Raw genomic sequence first — 16,011 nt, 5'->3', positions numbered from 1 at the left:
CGCTCGATGTGCCCACCTTCGGCATGAGACACCGGTGCGCGGTTCCGGGGGAGCCACGCCGCCGACCGCTGGACCTATCCGGACCTCGAGGACCGACCTGGAACCCGCGACAGGCCGAGAGGGCCGCCGTAGAGTCTGCACATGGCGGTCCAGTTAGAACTGCAACCCGCGCCGCCGCTGCGGCTGAGCCCAGAATGCTTGGTGTACACCGGGATCGCGCGGCTGTACCGCACCGGCGCGGTGCTGATCCAGACCTCCGGCGCGACCGGCGAACAGTTCGGATTCTTCCTGCCCGACGTCCCCCCGCTCACCGCGGGCACCGCCGAGCCGGGACTGTGGGCAGAGGTTTCCCTGATGACCGCCATCGCCACCGCCACCTCCGGCACCTTCCCGTTCGGCGTCGAGCAAGTCCACCCCGCCTACGTCCCGGACCCACGCGGCGGCGGCAACCGCTGGCTCAACCTCTCCGGCACCGCCCACATCGGCCGCGAGATCCGGATCGCTTACCGCGTCACCGTCCAGACGGCCTGACGAGGCAGCCCACCACCCGTTGCGCAGGTCGATCTCGCACACCGCTACGTCCAGGATGTACCGCTACACGAGAGGGCAGCTCCACTCAGTCCGCAGATGGGTGTCGAATAAGGCGAACACTCACAGCCGCGCGGCGCCGCCGAATACACGCATACTCACTGCCGATCGTCGTCAGTTCAGAGCTACACCCAGGCATATCGCGCAGCACACAGCAGCGCGATGTTGACCAATCCAAGCACCGCTCCCAGGGCACTGCCGCGAATCGCGCTGCGGAGCACGGTGTTCCGAGTCAGCGGGACCGGATGGTCAGCCGACCGCGGCGACGGTGTCTGCCGGTGTGTCCGCCGGTTCTGCCGCCTGCACACGCACCCAGGTGCTGTTGACGGCGGCGGCGCCGGAGAACGTGTCGGTCAGCGACGGGTCGTGCAACGCGTTGACGTTCTTGCCCGGCAGGGAGGCGGCGACCTGCCAGCCGACGCCGGGTTCCTGGTGGCCCCAGCCGTGGGGGACGGCGATGGTGCCGGGGCGGATGTCGTCGCTGACTTCCACCGGCACCACGATCGAACCGGTCTTGGAGGTGACGGTGACCGGGGCGCCGTCGGTGAGGTGGCGGGCGGCGGCGTCGGCGGGGTGCATGAGGGCGGTGCAGCGGTCCTTGCCCTTCACCATCGCGGGTACGTTGTGCAGCCAGGAGTTGTTGCTGCGCAAGTGGCGGCGGCCGATCAGGCGCAGGTCGTAGCCGTCGGCGGTGGCTTGGGCGCCGTGCGCGACGTCGTCGAGCAGGGCGCGGGCGGCGGCGAGGAAATCCGGGGGCGCCAACTGGACTTTGCGGTCCTTGGTGCCGATCAGCTGCCGCAGCCGTGGGCGCAGCGGCCCCAGGTCGACACCGCCCGCACTCTCGCGCACCTTGCCGACGGTCAAACCCCGCAGACCGCGTCGCAGGACACCATAGGGACCGGTCGCGACACCCAGCGCCGACAACCGCAGCGGACTGAACTGTTCGAACAGCCGATGCAACGCACCGGTGGTGACACCACGTGCGGGCAACGGCAGCATCTCGGTCACCAAGCGCGCCATGATCTGCCAATCCTCGAGACCGTCGGCGGGCGGATCGAAGACCCGCGCGTTGTAGCGCAGATTGTTGCGCACGCTGAACACCGGCAGCAGCACGTCGAGATCTTCGCGTTCCAGCGGCGAGATCGGCGGCAGGATGATATCGGCGTGCCGGGTGGTCTCGGTGACGTACATGTCCACCGCGACATAGAAATCCAAACCCTCCAGCGCCGCGTCGAGCTCACCGCGGTTCGGGGTGGACAGCACCGGATTACCGGCATAGGTGACCATCGCGCGGATCGTGCCGTTGCGGATCTCGTCGGTCAGCACCGCGACCGGCAGCTCGCTGCGGAAGGACTTGAACCGCCCGGAACTGTCGGTCCACGCGCCATGCCCCACCGGCAGATACTTCGCGAAGCGCGCCGCATCGATCGGCGGTGTCGCGAACATATGACCACCGGGACGATCCAGGTTCCCGGTGGCGGCGTTGACGATGTTGACCAGCCAATGCGTCAGCGTCCCCGTCACCTGCAAGCACACCCCCAGCCGCGCATACAGCACCGCCGACTCCGCAGCCGCGTGCTCACGCGCCAGCCGGCGGATCACCTGCGCGTCCACCCCCGCGAACGGCGCGGCCTGCTCTGGCGTGAAATCGGCGACCAGCGCCCGGATCTCACCCCAACCCGAGCACTGCTTCGCGATCGCGGCCTCATCACAGAGCTTCTCGGTGACCAGCACATGCAGCATCCCCAGCAGCAGATACGGATCCCCGCCCGGAGTGACCGCGACATGCTCATCGGCCAAGCGCGCGGTCTCGGTACGGCGCGGATCGATCACCACGACCTTCCCGCCCCGCTTGCGCACCTCCTTGATCCGCAGTTTGGCCCCGGGCATCGTCGTGATCGACCCGTTGGACACCGCCGGATTGGCCCCCAGCACCACCAGCCGATCGGTGCGATCGATATCGACCACCGGCATCAGCACATTCGACCCGAACATCCGCCACGCCACGAACTCCTGCGGGAACTGATCGATCGAGGACGCGGTGAAGAAATTCTTGGTCAGCAGCACCGCCCGCAGCAGCGCGCCATAGATCACCGACGAACTGTGCGCGGCCGGGTTACCCAGATACATGCCGATCGCACTGGTCCCGTGCGCGCCGCGCACCGCCCGCAACCGCCGCCCGATCTCGGCGAACGCCTCGTCCCAGCCGATCGGCTCGAAGCTGTCCCCGACGCGGCGCACCGGGGTGCGCAGCCGATCCGGGTCGTGATGCAGCCCGCCCATCGCGGTCGCCTTCGGGCAGATATAGCCCTGGGACAGCACGTCGTCGGGATTGCCTTCGATTCGGGTCACCTGCTGATCCTCGACAGTGACCAGGATTCCGCAGTGGGCCTCACACAGCGTGCACTGGCGGGCGATAGTCGTAGCGCTCACGGGCATTTCACCTTCCCCTCGGTGGTCCCAGGCTACCCGCAGTGGCTCAGACGGTTGATCCACCCGTGGGTGGATCTCTGGACCCACCCACGGCCGTCACAGTGACGTTTTACGTTGGGGGACAAGGCGATACGGGGGAGTAGACCCCCTACCGGCCCAGCACCGCCAGCACACTCCGCGCCTGATGATCAGCACCCAGCTGATTCGGATGGAACGGCACCCCGGGACCGACCGGATTACTGGTCAACGGAATCAACCCCTCACCCCAGCGCACACCCGGCGGCTGACAGGCATCATGCCCATGACTACCGGCATAGGTGTCGACATGCTCGACACCGCTCGCCCGCGCCACCCGCGCCAGCATCGCGTTCAACTCGATCAGCCGATGCCCCAACCAGATCGCGTCCGGATCCGAAATCGGGATCTCCGGAAAACACCCACCCTCGGTCCCGACGATCTCGAAATAGTTCAACAGCAACACCCGCGCCCGCGGCGCACGCTCCCGAATCCCGCGCAGCACCGCCGCCACCTTCGGCTCGGCCACCGCGATCGCCGCCGACATCCGATCCACCCCGCCACCGGTGAACGAGCTCAAACACGGCGTCGCCGCCGCATCCGCGGTCACACAGCCCAGCACCGCCGCCGCCAGACCCGCGTCGTTCCCGCCGATCAGCACCGTCACCAGATCCGTACTCGGACTCAACTTGTCGAACTGCGGGGGATTACCCCGCGACGTCGTCGACACCTGCGGCCGGGTCATGTCGTCGGTGATCGCACCACCACAGGACGCGTCCCGGAACTCCGGGACCGCCAGCGCCGCCGCCACCTGCCGGGCATAGCTGCTCGAACTCTGCAAGCACGACACCGGCGCGAACTCCGTGGTCAGCATGGACGGATTCAACGTCACATCCGCCGCCCAGGAATCACCCAGCGCCACATACTCGGTGAACGCCGGCGCCGCGGCCGCCGGCGGCGCCAGCACCCCCAACCCCACAGCGGCGCAAGCCAACAACGCCCACGATGCCTTCATCATGACCCTCCCGAAACCAGCCCCGACCTGAGCCCACGCCCAGCGCAGGTGAAACTACCAGCCGGTAACCGATTCCGCACCAGAAACCGAATGTCATTCGGGACCAGGCCGATTCACTCCTCCGGACGCTTGCCCAGAATCCCGTACAACAACAGATCCTCCAGCGACTCCGCGAACCCGTCCAGATCACCGACATCGCGAATACACATGGCGAACAACGCCGCCCCGGCAATCGTGTCCAGCAACGTATCCGGATCCAGCCCCACCCGCTCCGGCGCCGCACCCGCGGCCAGATACTCGCCCAGCTCCGCCCGCGTCGGCGAATCCAGCCGCGCCGACAACTTCTCGTACAGCGTGGCATCCTGCCGCATCTCCGCCATCAGCCCCGGCATCGCGACCCGGGTTTCGGGGGAGCCGAACAACTGGATCGTCCCCCGGATCACCTTGCGCACCTCACTGGTCAGATCCGCGGCCGTCTCCGCCGAACCGACATCGGGAAACACCGCCTGCGCGATCAGATGCGCCTTCGAGGGCCAACGCCGGTAGATCGCCGGGCGGCTCACCCCCGCCCGCAACGCGATCGCATCGATCGACGTTGCGGCATAACCGTTCTCGACCAGCAGACTCCGGGCCGCCTCGAGCACGGCGGTATCGACCGCGGGATCACGACGGGGGCCGAGCCGGTGGCGTGTGGTCACGAAATCTCGTCCTTGTGAGCGCGGGCAGCAGTCGTTACAGTCTGTCACAACAAAGTCGTTACAGCGTGTAACTGCTGCGGACTTCGAGGAGAATCCGTGTACACCCCGGTCCCGCTACTACAAGACAAAGTCATCGTCGTCTCCGGCCCCGGCCTCGGCCACGCCCTCAGCACCGAAGCCGCCCGCATGGGCGCCACCCTGATCCTGGTCTCCCGCACCGAAGAACGCCTGCGCCACATCGCCGAGGAAATCACCGCACTCGGCGCCCAAGCCACCGTCATCCCCGCCGACATCACCGACGAACAACAACGCACCACCCTCGTCGAACGCGCCATCGCCGCCTACGGCCGCATCGACTGCGTCATCAACAACGCCTTCGCCATCCCCCCGATGCACCCCATCACCCAGATCGACCTCGACGCCCTGCGCACCGTCAACGAAACCAACGTCTACGCACCCCTGCGACTCACCACCCTGTTCGCCGACGCCCTCGCAGCCACCCACGGCTCCGTCATCATGCTCAACTCCTGCGTCACCTACAGCTCACAACCGGAATTCTCCGGCTACAAACTGTCCAAAGGCACCCTCGCACACCTCGCCTCCTCCCTCGCCACCGAACTCGGCCCCCGCGGCATCCGCGTCAACAGCGTCGCCCCCTCCTACGTCTACGAAGACATCAACAAGGCCTACTTCGACTGGCTCGCCAGCCAATCCGGCGTCGACCACGCCGAGATCTACCGCCAGAAAGCCGAACCCACCGACCTCAAACGACTCGCCGAACCCGAAGAAGTCGCCCGCGCCACCCTCTTCCTGGCCAGCGACCTCGCCAGCGCCATCACCGGACAAATGCTGACCGTCGACTGCGGGGAGTTCCACCGATGACCACCAAACGCATCGTGCTGTGGGGGACCGGCGTCGTCGGCTCCATGGTCCTCACCGAAATCCTGCGCCACCCCCGCTACGAACTCGTCGGAGTCGGCGTCGCCAACCCCGACAAAGTCGGCAAAGACGCCGGAGACCTCTGCGGCAGCCCGAAAACCGGCATCCTGGCCACCGACTCCGTCGACGAGCTCATCGCCACCCGGCCCGACGCCGTCGTGCACTACGGACCCACCGCCGCACTCGCCGACGACAACATCCGCGTCATCAGCGCCTTCCTGCGCGCCGGCATCGACGTCTGCTCCACCGCCATGACCCCCTGGGTATGGCCGGACATGAAACAACTACCCGACCTCTGGCGCGACCCGATCACCCAGGCCTGCGCCGAAGGCGGCGCCTCCTGCTTCACCACCGGCATCGACCCCGGATTCGCCAACGACCTGTTCCCGATGACCCTGATGGGCCTGTGCGGCGAAGTCACCTCCGTCCGTGCCTCCGAACTCCTCGACTACACCGACTACGAAGGCGACTACGAATTCGAGATGGGCATCGGGCACCCGCCCGAATTCACCGCACTGCTCGAACACCCCGAGATGCTCATCATGGCGTGGGGCGCCACCGTCCCGATGATCGCCGCCGCGGCCGGCATCACACTTGACGACATCACCACCAGCTGGGACAAATGGGTCACACCGACCGACCGGCCCACCGCCAAAGGCGTCGTCGAAGCAGGCACCGTCGCCGCGATCCGGTTCACCATCAACGGAATCCACCGCGGGCGCGAAGTCATCACCCTCGAACACGTCAACCGCATCGGCCTCGACGCCGCACCGGACTGGCCCGCGGGCACCCGCGACGACGTCTACCGGGTCGACATCCTCGGATCGCCGTCCATCTCCCAGGAAACCTCGTTCCGGTTCACCGACGACTCCGGCCGCACACCCGCCGTCGCGGGCTGCCTGGCTACCGGTATGCGCGCACTCAACGCCGTGCCCGCGGTCAACGCGCTACCGCCCGGCTGGGTGACCGCGCTGGACCTGCCGCTCATCCCAGGCGACGGCACCATCCGCTGACCATTGTTTCGTCACAGTGACGTATTAACGGCGGGTGGTTGGACCCGGGGCAGAAGGGGCGCAGGGGCGAGAATCCTTGAACATCAAGATATTCCGGCAGAAATCGGCCTGAACCGGAATATTTCCAGAAACCCTGGAAACGACGCAGAGCGGATCAGTGCACACCGTGCACCCACGCGGATCACGCCGCCACACAGACCAGGAGGGAGCCGCGCCGAAGCCCGCCGATCATGCGAAAGAGTGCATACGACAGCATGATTCGATAACCTCGACAACCCCCGATCACAGCAAGGTTCTCGGACCGATAATCAACATTATGTCATGTAGCGGTTATCGGTCCGATCCTCCACACCTCAGTTGTAAACCGCTCCGAACGACGGGACCGAGATGACACCCAGCTGGTACTGATAGCCGTCGGGATTGGCCTCCGACACCGGAACCGACCAACGGTGCCACAGCGACCCGTACACCGCGGCCACGATCATGCCGGGACCGGTGTCGAGCACCTTGGTCCGAATCGTGGTGTCCACCGGGACATCCTGATGTTCGATCAGCAGGTCCGTGGCACTGCGCCCGTTGGACACGTTGTACCAGATGACCTCCAGCTTCGCGCCGGCCTGATTCGGCGAGATGGTCCCCGGGCCGCCGAAGAAACCGAACCGGAAACCGTCCATGCCCAACGCGATACCCGAACCGTAGACACCGGGCCCACTACCCCGCCCGATATCGGACTGCGCGGGATACTGGAACGGCTGGGCGGGCAGCGCCGCCCGCTTGGTGGACGGCAGGTCCTTGGCGGCGAGAAGCCGATCGATCGCCGCGGTGGCAGCCGCATTGCCGGTGGCCGCCTTACGCAGCTGCTGAACGGCGGAGGTCCAATCGACTGCGGCCGGCTCCTCGGCGACCGACGGGCCGCCTCCCAGCACGACGAGGGCCGCAACAGCCCCCGCGGCGGCCAGACGTATCGAACGCACACGATGCATAGCCGAGTTCTCCTGACGTTGGCGGAATATCACGGGAGCAAGGCAAACCAGACGGACGCACGAATTGCCGAAAGCATGCCAGCCGCACCGCGGCGCACACCCCCGACACGCCGGTCCGCCTTGTGCCGCAGCGCCATTCCCCTGATCAGGCGACTTCGCGATACTCGTTGCTTCAACTAACGTTATCCGGTGCTTGGACATTCTCATGCGACCAGTGGCGCGTTTGCCTGGTCGGGGGCGGCGGCGCTGCTGCCCGTAACGGTGTTGAGTTATCCCGCCCTGCAAGACGCTTCCGGGCATATCGGAACAGTGGAGCTGGTGCTCGGGGTCTTCCTCACCGCGGGCGCCGCGCTACTCCCCGACGCCGACCATCCGAAAAGCTCGATCGCACATGTGCTGGGACCGGTTTCGTACTTCCTGTGCGTACTCATCAGCAAACTCTCCGGCGGACATCGGCGCGGCACCCACTCCCTGCTGTTCGTGGCCGTAGCGACCTACGCGACCTGGGCCGGGGCGCACTGGGTCGGCCGGCCGTTCACCCTGGCGCTCGTCTTCTTCCTGCTGGCCTTGGCCGTTCGCGCACTGCACCTGTGCCCGCCCGGCGACAGCATCCGGACCTACGGCACGGTCATCGTGCTCGCGGTGTCCGGCACCTTCGTCATGGATCACTACATCGCCGACAAGCCCGCCTGGCTGCCCTTCTGCGTGGGTTTGGGCGCACTGGCCCACATCCTCGGCGACTGCCTGACCGACCGCGGGTGCCGACTGTTCTGGCCGCTCGACATCCGGGTGCGCTTCCCCATCATCGAGCGCACCGGCAACAAGGTCGAGACCTGGGTCATCTCACCGCTGTTCGTCCTCGGGACTATGGCGGTGCTCTGGTACTGCATCACCCAGCAACCCTGACCCTGCTCCCCTGCCACCCAGCCGACTCCCCTGTCCTCTAAGCCAGTTTTTGAACTAGAGGGGGCAGCCGATCGACTGTGTGGCGAAGGCAGCAGTCTATGCATTAGTACGCATAGGCCAATGTGAGCATTTACTTCAAAAGGCCAGCCGCACCGGATCATTCGGTTGACTCTTCGACCACCGGAACTGAGTATCCGGCTCGTCCCGCCGCTCCAGAACGCCGGCATCCGCCAGCGCCCCCAGTGCCCGATGCAGTCCCTCCCCTAGCGGATTGGCTGACCAGAACACACCTTTCACGTCCAGGAACCCCTCCTCCGCCGAGAAGACTCCGAGCGCCCGCCCGACGATGTAAGCAGCCCCGTCCCAATCCGTCCACTCCGCCAGCTCCACCGAGAGATTCACACCAACGAGCATGCCAGGGGCGGCCGCCCCCTTCCCTTCAAAGAGGTCTTTAAAGTCTCGCGGTGCTGTGGTGACGATATCTAGAGATAGGGCTGACATTGTTAGATGCGCATATCTACACACTGGGATGTGTGATTGAGATCGTTCTTTGATCGCACACCAGGCCGCTACCGGTTAGAACAGCTGGTCAGAGTGTGCGTCGGCTTCAGCACGGACATCGTCGGCGAACCGCTCCTCCACCTCGGCCTCGTCGCCGGCGCTGTGGGCGGTGTAGAGCAGGAGGCAGCCGCGGATGCCGTCGAGGAGGTCTTCCAGGAGGTCGAGGGCGGGGCGGACCGGGTCGAGACGGCTGATCCGGAATTCGGCGAGCAAGGCCGCCCGGGTGACGCTGTCGACCTCGTATTTTCTTGCCTGTTCCTCTATTTCGGCGACGCGGGCGACCACGGCCCACGGGGCGGGGACGTGTCCTTCGGAGACCGCCATGGCCTCGGCGATGAGGTCGGCGACGACTGCGGTGGGGGTCTCCCCCGCTACCAGGCGTTCCAGCACCATGGTGGGCGTATCGACCTGAAGGGCTTCGAGTTCGTCGGCTTCCACGACGACCTCCGCGGTCGGGATCCCGGCGAGTTCGCCGGCTATCTCGGCCGCGGCGTAGAGCCAGTGCGCGGCCGCGACGGAGGCCGAGGCGGGGTCGAGTTCGGTGAACAGTTCGAGGGTGCCGAGCGGGTCGGCGCGCAACAGTTCGTCGGCGGCCTGCACCTGGGCGGGTGAGACGTCGGGGCGGGACAGTTCGACGGCTTGGCGGGCCCGGCCGGACAGGTCGCCGAGTTCGGCGTATTCGATGGCGCGTTGTTCGCGATCGACCTCGGCCACAATGGTTTCCGTGAGGTATTCGACGTCGATGCTGTGCAGGGCGCGGCCGACGCGGTGCGCGGATTCGACGACGCCGCTGTAGGAGACGACCAGGCCCTGCTCGGTGGGCAGGTTGGGGTGGCGTAGCCCGGCTTCGACGTCCTTGAAGTTGCGGCGTTCCTCGGCGCGGCGCCAGGCTTCGCTGTTGGGGACGTCGGGATCGCCTGCGGCACTGGCGGGATGGGTGTAGGTGCGCCACTGGAAGCGGGACAGGGTGGTCAGATTCGACGCCAAACCCGTTGCCTGGTCCGGACTTATCGGCGGAAGCACGGCAACCGTCTCGGTCAGGTCGCCGCGCCCGGTCGCCCAGATGGCGACTAGAGCGTTGCGGTCGGCGTCGAATGCGTATCGGGTCACGCCGCACAGTGTCGCCCATCGGGTGCTGTCGCGCCTGCGCAATGGGGTCCTTTCCCGTTCGCACAGCGGCGATTCCAGTAATGGCGGACGGGTGCGCCGGGTACCGGGTGGGCGCGGTGGAACAATCGGTGGCGGTATATCCACTGGCTGAAGGACTGCAGATGACTCTCGATCATGGTGACCCGGGCGATGCGCCGTCGATTCCGCAGCCGACCGGGCCGGTGGTGAACGCCGCTCGGCCGACGGCGGCGGAGGAGGCGAGGACGGTTGCGGCGTCGGGGAATACGGCGACGCTGGCGAGTCTGAGCGAGGACGGGTCGCCGTGGGCGTCGTTTGTCACCTATGGGCTGCTGGCGGGTGCGCCGGTGCTGTGTGTGTCGCGGATGGCCGAACACGGGCGGAATCTGGCGGCGGATCCGCGGGCGAGTATTTCGGTGGTGGCGCCGGAGCTGCCGTCGGATCCGCTGGCGGGGACGCGGATCACGCTGGCGGGTGTGGTGGAGCGGCCGACGGGTGCGGAGGCGGTGGCGGCGCGGGAGGCGCATTTGGCGGCGGTGCCGGCGGCGAAGTACTACATCGATTACAGCGATTTCACGGTGTGGGTGTTGCGGGTGCGGCGCGTGCGCTGGGTCGGCGGGTATGGGCGGATGGATTCGGCGTCGGCGGAGCAGTATGCGGCCGCTGCGCCGGATCCGGTGATTCCGGTGGCGGCGGGTGCGATCACGCATCTGAACGAGGATCACGCGGACGCGTTGTTGTCCATGGCGCGGGTGCTCGGGGGTTATCCGGACGCTTCCGAGGCCGGTTGTGAACGTGCGGACCGCTACGGTCTCGATTTGCGTGTGGTGACGCCGCGTGGGGTTGCCCGGACTCGGGTCGGTTATGCCGAGCCGATCGACGCGATCGACCAACTGCGGGCCGCCACAGTCGAATTGGCGCGCCGCTCGCGCCAGTCCTGAGCGTCGGCGCGTTTGGTGGCGCCCGCGTGGTCTTGCTGGGTGTAGGTGGTCGATCGGGGTGGAATCGGGGAATCGCTTGACGTGTGCGGGCGGTGGGTGGTTTGTTGAGTGCGTGGAGTTAGAACACGTTCCAGTCTTGTTCTGACCGCGCATCCAGCAGAAAGGCTGCACATTGCGATTCACCTATGCCGAGGCGATGACGAACCCGGAGTACTACGTGCCGTTGGCGCAGGCGGCCGAGGCGGCCGGGTACTCCTCGATCACGGTGGCCGACAGCATCGCCTACCCGAAGGAATCCGACGCCACCTATCCCTACACCCCGGATGGGAATCGGGAGTTCCTCGAGGACAAGCCGTTCATCGAGGCGTTCGTGCTCTCGGCGGCGATTCTGGCGGCGACCAAGACGTTGCGGGTGACACCGTTCGTGGTGAAGTTGCCGATCCGCCCGCCGGTGCTGGTGGCCAAGCAGGCGGCCTCGGTGGCGGCGCTGAGCGGGAACCGGTTCGGGTTCGGGGTGGGGATCAGTCCGTGGCCGGATGACTTCGAGATCCTGGATGTGCCGTTCGAGAAGCGCGGCGCGCGGATGGACGAGTGCGTCGATATCGTGCGCGGGTTGTGCGCGGGCGGGTATTTCGAGTACCACGGCGAGTTCTACGATTTCCCGCCGATCAAGATCAGCCCGGTGCCCACCGAGCCGATCCCGATCCTGATCGGCGGGCACAGCGCTCCGGCGCTGCGCCGGGCCGCGCGCTGTGACGGCTGGATGCATGCCGGCGGTGACGGCGAGGAACTGGACCGGTTGCTGGTCAAGCTGGACAAGCTGCGGGAGGAGTACGGGACGCGCAAGGATTTCGAGGTGCATGTGATCTCGCTCGACGCCTACACCGTCGACGGGATCAAGCGGCTCGAGGACAAGGGCGTCACCGATGTGATCGTCGGCTTCCGCTCCCCCTACACCCGTGAGCACGACACCGAGCCGCTGGACACCAAGATCGCGCATCTGTCGAAGTTCGCGGAGCGGGTGATCGCGAAGGTCAATTCCTGAGTTTCAGGGGTTGAGCGCGGCGCGGGTCGCCGCGTCGGCCGGGAAGAACGATTCGATGGCCAACTCGGCGACCGTGACGTTCATGGGTGTGCCGAAGACGGTGGTCACGCTGAGAAACGACAGGTCCCGGCCGTCGTGGCGCAGGCGCAGCGGGACCACCACCTGGTCGGGTTCGGGCAGGACGAGGTCGGTTTCGCCGCCGGGGTAGGCGCGGAGTTCGGTGTGCAGTGCGGCCAGTTCCGCGGAGCCGGTGCCTTCGATCTGCCGGGTGAGGCGGGCGAAGAGGTGGCCGCGCCATTCGGGCAGGTTCAGGATGCGCCCGGCCAGGCCGTCGGGGTGCAGGCTGAGCCGCAGCGCGTTCACCGGTGGGGTCAGCAGCGCCGGATCGATGCCGGCGAGCAGCAGCGCGACTCCGGCGTTGGCGTCGACCATGTTCCAGGATTGGTCGATCGCCAGCGCCGGATAGGGCTGATGCCCTTCCAGGATCTGGCGTACGGCCGCGCGCACCGGGGCCATCTCCGGGGTGTCGAGTGTGGGCTCGGCGAAGGCGGGGGCGTATCCGGCGGCCAGGAGCAGGCGGTTGCGTTCGCGCAGCGGGATCTGCAGGTGTTCACACAGGTTCGCCAGCATGGCGCGGCTGGGGGTGGCGCGGCCGGTTTCCACGAAGCTCAGGTGCCGGGCCGAGGTGTCGGCCCGCCCGGCCAGTTCGAGTTGGCTGAGGCGGCGTTCCAGCCGCCAATGTCGGAGCAGGTCACCGGCTGTCAGAGTGCGCACCTGTGCACCCTACGAAGTTCTGACGGGCACGGCCATTACCGCACAGGTAATCGGCGGTCACTCTCAGCGGCGGGCGCCGACGATGCGCAGGGCGAGGTCGACGTAGTGGTCGCCGAGGTCTTCGGGTTGCCAGGCGCCGTCGTCGCGGTACCAGCGGGCGATATCGATGCCGAGGGACAGCACGGCGACCGCGGCCATCTGCGGGTTCGGGTTGTCGAAGCAGCCCTGGGCGACGCCGTGTTCGATCAGGGTGCGGACCTCGGCGTCGATGGTGTGGCGGAGATCTTTGATTTCGCGCTGGTGTTCGGGGCTGAGCGCGGCGAGCTCGTAGTTGATGACACGGGCGACGGTGTGGGCGCGGGCGTGGTGGATGACGAAGTCTCGCACCAGGGCGATGAGCTGCTCGGTCGGGTTGTCCGACGAGGCGATCGCGGTCTGGACGCAGTGCAGGGTGTCCAGGTGGCCGGTGCGTGAAATCTGGTAGAGCAGTTCCTCTTTGGAGCGGTGGTGGACGTAGATCGCCGCCGCGCTCAAGCCGGCGATCGAGGTGATGTCGCGGGTGGTGGCGCCGTGGAAGCCGCGTTCGGCGAAGGCGAGCACGGCGGCGTCCAGCAGCCGTGCCCGCGTCTCGTCCGCGCGTAAGCGGTCCCCTGATTCGGTCACGTGCCCAGTCTCCCATTCCGTGTGACGGTCCCGGCTGGGCACGTCCGGTTTCAGATCGCCAGCACGAGTTTGCCGGTGTTCGCGCCGCTGAACAGCATGTTCAGGGTGTCGCCGAACTGGCTCACGTCGCCTTCGACGATGTGTTCGCGGGTTTGCAGGCGGCCGTCGGCGAGCCATTGCGCCAGGCGCGCGCCGGCCTCCGGGTACCGGTCGGCGTAGTCGAAGACCACGAATCCGGTCATGCTCGCCCGGAAGACCAGCAGCGACATGTAGCGCGAGGGGCCCGGCGGCGGCTTCTGCTCGTTGTAGGCCGAGATCGCTCCGCACAGCACGATGCGCGCACCCCGGCGGAGGTTGGCCAGCGCGGCGTCGAGGATCTCGCCGCCCACGTTGTCGAAGTAGAGGTCGATGCCGTCGGGGGCCACGGTGCGCAGCTGCCGCAGGACGTCGCCCGCGCGGTAGTCGATGGCGGCGTCGAAACCCAATTCCTCGGTGAGCATCCGGCATTTCTCGGCGCCGCCCGCGATGCCGATGACGGTGGCGCCTTCGGCTTTGGCGATCTGCCCGGCCACGCTGCCGACCGCGCCCGCGGCCGCCGACACCAGCACGGTGTCGCCCGCGCGCAGTTTTCCGACCTCGAGCAGGCCGAAATACGCTGTCATGCCCGGGATTCCGAGCGCGCCCAGCCAGGTGGGGCCGGGGGCGAGGCTCAGGTCGACCCGTTGCACGCCGCGGCCGTTGCTGATGGCGTACTCGGTGACGCCGAAGGTGCCGCTGACGGTGTCGCCGACGGCGAAGTCCGGGTGGGTCGATTCGATGACGGTGGCGATGTCGAGGGCGCGCATCACCTCGCCGATACCGACCGGCGGCAGGTAGGAGCGCACATCGTTGAGCCAGCCGCGCATCGCCGGATCCAGGGAGATGAAGCTGATCTTCACCAGGATCTCGCCCGCGCCGAGCTCGGGCAGCTCGGTGGTGGTCACCGTCCAGGTGTCGGCGGTGGGCAGACCGGTCGGCCGTTCGGCCAGGCGCACCTGCTGGGTTTTGGTCATTCAGAACTCCTTGTCGGTTGGGACCAGGCGGGTCAGGGCCGGCGTCCCCAGGACGGATCCCGGCGGCGTAGTTCCCGCTGTGCGATGGTGCGTTTGTGCACCTCGTCCGGACCGTCGGCCAGGCGCAGGGTCCGCACGTGCGCGTACATCAGGGCCAGCGGGAAGTCGTCGGAGACGCCACCGCCGCCGTGCACCTGGATGGCCCGGTCGATGACCTTCAGCGCCATCTGCGGGGCCGCGACTTTGATGGCGGCGATCTCGGTGCGCGCGTTCTTGTTTCCGACGGTGTCCATCAGGTAGGCGGCTCGCAAGGTCAGTAGCCGGACCATCTCGATCTCGATGCGGGATTCCGCGATCCAGTCCTGGATATTGGCGCGGTCGGCCACGGGAGCGCCGAAGGTGGTGCGGGACTGTGCTCGATCGATCATCAGATCGAGGGCGCGTTCGGCCATGCCGATGGCGCGCATGCAGTGATGGATGCGGCCGGGGCCCAGCCGCGCCTGGCTGATCATGAACCCGTCGCCTTCACCGGCCAGCAACGCCGTGCGCGGGACCCGGACGTTGTCGAACACGATCTCGGCGTGGCCTTCTCGGTCCTGGTAGCCGAACACCGGCAGGCCGCGTACGACGGTGACGCCCGGGGTGTCGAGCGGGACCACCATCATGCTCTGCTGACGGTGCACCGGTGCGTCGAGATCGGTCTTGCCCATGACGATGAGCACCTTGCAGTTCTGGTGCAGCGCGTTGGAGGTCCACCATTTGCGGCCGTTGAGCACGTAGTCCTCGCCGTCGCGGTCCATCCGCAGGCGGATGTTGGTGGCGTCGGAGCTCGCGACCTCGGGTTCGGTCATGGCGAAGGCCGAGCGGATGTCGCCGGCGAGCAGCGGCGCGAGCCATTCCCGCTGGTGCTCTTCGGTGCCGAACAGGGTCAGCACCTCCATGTTCCCGGTGTCGGGGGCGCTGCAGTTGGTGGCTTCGGGGGCCAGATGTGGACTGCGGCCCATGATTTCGGCGAGCGGTGCGTATTCGGAGTTGGTCAGGCCCGCGCCGTGCTCCGGGTGTGGGTGGAACAGATTCCACAGTCCGCGCTTCTTGGCTTCGGTTTTGAGTTCCTCGAGGATCGGCGGCTGGAAGTGCGGGTTGCCGGATTCGCTGAGCTGCGCGTGGTAGATCGGTTCGGCGGGATAGATCTGCTCGTCCATGAAGGCCAGCAGATCGTCGCGGTAGCGCAGGGCGTGGGCGGAGAGTGCGAACATC

At 67.0% G+C, this 16,011-nt stretch carries 16 protein-coding genes; 6 read left to right on the top strand and 10 right to left on the bottom strand.

What is annotated here, in order from left to right; genetic code table 11:
- Positions 1-141 precede the first annotated feature (141 nt).
- Complete coding sequence (locus tag AB0M14_RS31745) at positions 142-531, top strand: hypothetical protein (RefSeq protein WP_365001653.1); 390 nt, start codon at positions 142-144, stop codon at positions 529-531.
- A 306-nt stretch (positions 532-837) separates the two neighbouring features.
- Here the strand turns inward: AB0M14_RS31745 and AB0M14_RS31740 are convergent, their stop codons facing one another.
- The 3 genes from AB0M14_RS31740 to AB0M14_RS31730 all read right to left on the bottom strand — a co-directional run bounded on the left by AB0M14_RS31740 (position 838) and on the right by AB0M14_RS31730 (position 4,749).
- Positions 838-3,027 carry a molybdopterin oxidoreductase family protein gene (locus tag AB0M14_RS31740; protein WP_365001650.1) on the bottom strand — a complete coding sequence of 730 codons (2,190 nt, stop codon included), beginning with the start codon at positions 3,025-3,027 and terminating at the stop codon, positions 838-840.
- A 142-nt stretch (positions 3,028-3,169) separates the two neighbouring features.
- Positions 3,170-4,051: an SGNH/GDSL hydrolase family protein gene (locus tag AB0M14_RS31735; RefSeq protein WP_365001647.1), complete on the bottom strand. Its 882-nt coding sequence runs from the start codon at positions 4,049-4,051 to the stop codon at positions 3,170-3,172.
- Positions 4,052-4,164: 113 nt separating this feature from the next.
- Positions 4,165-4,749: a TetR/AcrR family transcriptional regulator gene (locus tag AB0M14_RS31730; protein ID WP_365001645.1), complete on the bottom strand. Its 585-nt coding sequence runs from the start codon at positions 4,747-4,749 to the stop codon at positions 4,165-4,167.
- Between the two features lie 96 nt (positions 4,750-4,845).
- Here AB0M14_RS31730 and AB0M14_RS31725 point away from each other — a divergent pair, with 96 nt between their 5' ends.
- Together AB0M14_RS31725 and AB0M14_RS31720 are read left to right on the top strand one after the other, a co-directional pair.
- Entirely contained in the window at positions 4,846-5,631 is a 786-nt protein-coding gene (locus AB0M14_RS31725) for an SDR family oxidoreductase (protein ID WP_365001643.1), read from the top strand.
- Complete coding sequence (locus AB0M14_RS31720) at positions 5,628-6,701, top strand: dihydrodipicolinate reductase (protein WP_365001639.1); 1,074 nt, start codon at positions 5,628-5,630, stop codon at positions 6,699-6,701. The genes AB0M14_RS31725 and AB0M14_RS31720 overlap by 4 nt, the downstream gene beginning before the upstream one ends.
- 353 nt (positions 6,702-7,054) lie before the next feature.
- Here the strand turns inward: AB0M14_RS31720 and AB0M14_RS31715 are convergent, their stop codons facing one another.
- The gene (locus AB0M14_RS31715) at positions 7,055-7,684 is read right to left on the bottom strand and encodes a hypothetical protein (RefSeq protein ID WP_365001636.1); all 630 of its coding nucleotides are present in this window, start codon (positions 7,682-7,684) and stop codon (positions 7,055-7,057) included.
- A gap of 189 nt (positions 7,685-7,873) precedes the next feature.
- Between AB0M14_RS31715 and AB0M14_RS31710 the strand changes: the two genes are divergently transcribed.
- Complete coding sequence (locus tag AB0M14_RS31710; protein WP_365001633.1) at positions 7,874-8,590, top strand: metal-dependent hydrolase; 717 nt, start codon at positions 7,874-7,876, stop codon at positions 8,588-8,590.
- A gap of 135 nt (positions 8,591-8,725) precedes the next feature.
- Here AB0M14_RS31710 and AB0M14_RS31705 read toward each other — a convergent pair whose 3' ends face one another.
- Positions 8,726-8,992: a hypothetical protein gene (locus AB0M14_RS31705; protein WP_365001631.1), complete on the bottom strand. Its 267-nt coding sequence runs from the start codon at positions 8,990-8,992 to the stop codon at positions 8,726-8,728.
- A gap of 174 nt (positions 8,993-9,166) precedes the next feature.
- Positions 9,167-10,261, bottom strand: coding sequence for a hypothetical protein (locus AB0M14_RS31700; RefSeq protein ID WP_365001628.1), 1,095 nt, complete (start codon positions 10,259-10,261; stop codon positions 9,167-9,169).
- Between the two features lie 161 nt (positions 10,262-10,422).
- On the opposite strand from AB0M14_RS31700, the gene AB0M14_RS31695 reads away from it, so the two are divergent.
- Positions 10,423-11,220: a DUF2470 domain-containing protein gene (locus AB0M14_RS31695; protein WP_365001625.1), complete on the top strand. Its 798-nt coding sequence runs from the start codon at positions 10,423-10,425 to the stop codon at positions 11,218-11,220.
- Between the two features lie 172 nt (positions 11,221-11,392).
- A complete protein-coding gene (locus tag AB0M14_RS31690) occupies positions 11,393-12,265 on the top strand; it encodes a TIGR03619 family F420-dependent LLM class oxidoreductase (protein ID WP_365001623.1) in 873 nt (290 codons plus the stop codon).
- Between the two features lie 3 nt (positions 12,266-12,268).
- On the opposite strand, the gene AB0M14_RS31685 is transcribed toward AB0M14_RS31690, so the two are convergent.
- The 4 genes from AB0M14_RS31685 to AB0M14_RS31670 form a co-directional block, all read right to left on the bottom strand.
- Positions 12,269-13,039 (bottom strand): helix-turn-helix transcriptional regulator, encoded by a 771-nt coding sequence (locus AB0M14_RS31685; RefSeq protein ID WP_365001620.1) that lies wholly within the window; start codon positions 13,037-13,039, stop codon positions 12,269-12,271.
- A 63-nt stretch (positions 13,040-13,102) separates the two neighbouring features.
- Positions 13,103-13,702, bottom strand: a complete 600-nt coding sequence (locus tag AB0M14_RS31680) for a TetR/AcrR family transcriptional regulator (protein WP_365001617.1) — start codon at positions 13,700-13,702, stop codon at positions 13,103-13,105.
- Positions 13,703-13,752: 50 nt separating this feature from the next.
- Positions 13,753-14,754, bottom strand: a complete 1,002-nt coding sequence (locus AB0M14_RS31675; protein ID WP_365001615.1) for an NADP-dependent oxidoreductase — start codon at positions 14,752-14,754, stop codon at positions 13,753-13,755.
- 32 nt (positions 14,755-14,786) lie between these two features.
- On the bottom strand, positions 14,787-16,010 hold the full coding sequence (locus tag AB0M14_RS31670; RefSeq protein ID WP_365001611.1) for an acyl-CoA dehydrogenase family protein: 1,224 nt from the start codon (positions 16,008-16,010) through the stop codon (positions 14,787-14,789).
- Position 16,011 lies beyond the last annotated feature (1 nt).

Source organism: Nocardia sp. NPDC051832 (assembly GCF_040681285.1).
Taxonomy (GTDB): Bacteria; Actinomycetota; Actinomycetes; order Mycobacteriales; family Mycobacteriaceae; genus Nocardia.
The sequence above is the reverse complement of the archived record's forward strand: the minus strand, read 5'-3'. Positions and strand labels throughout refer to the sequence as shown.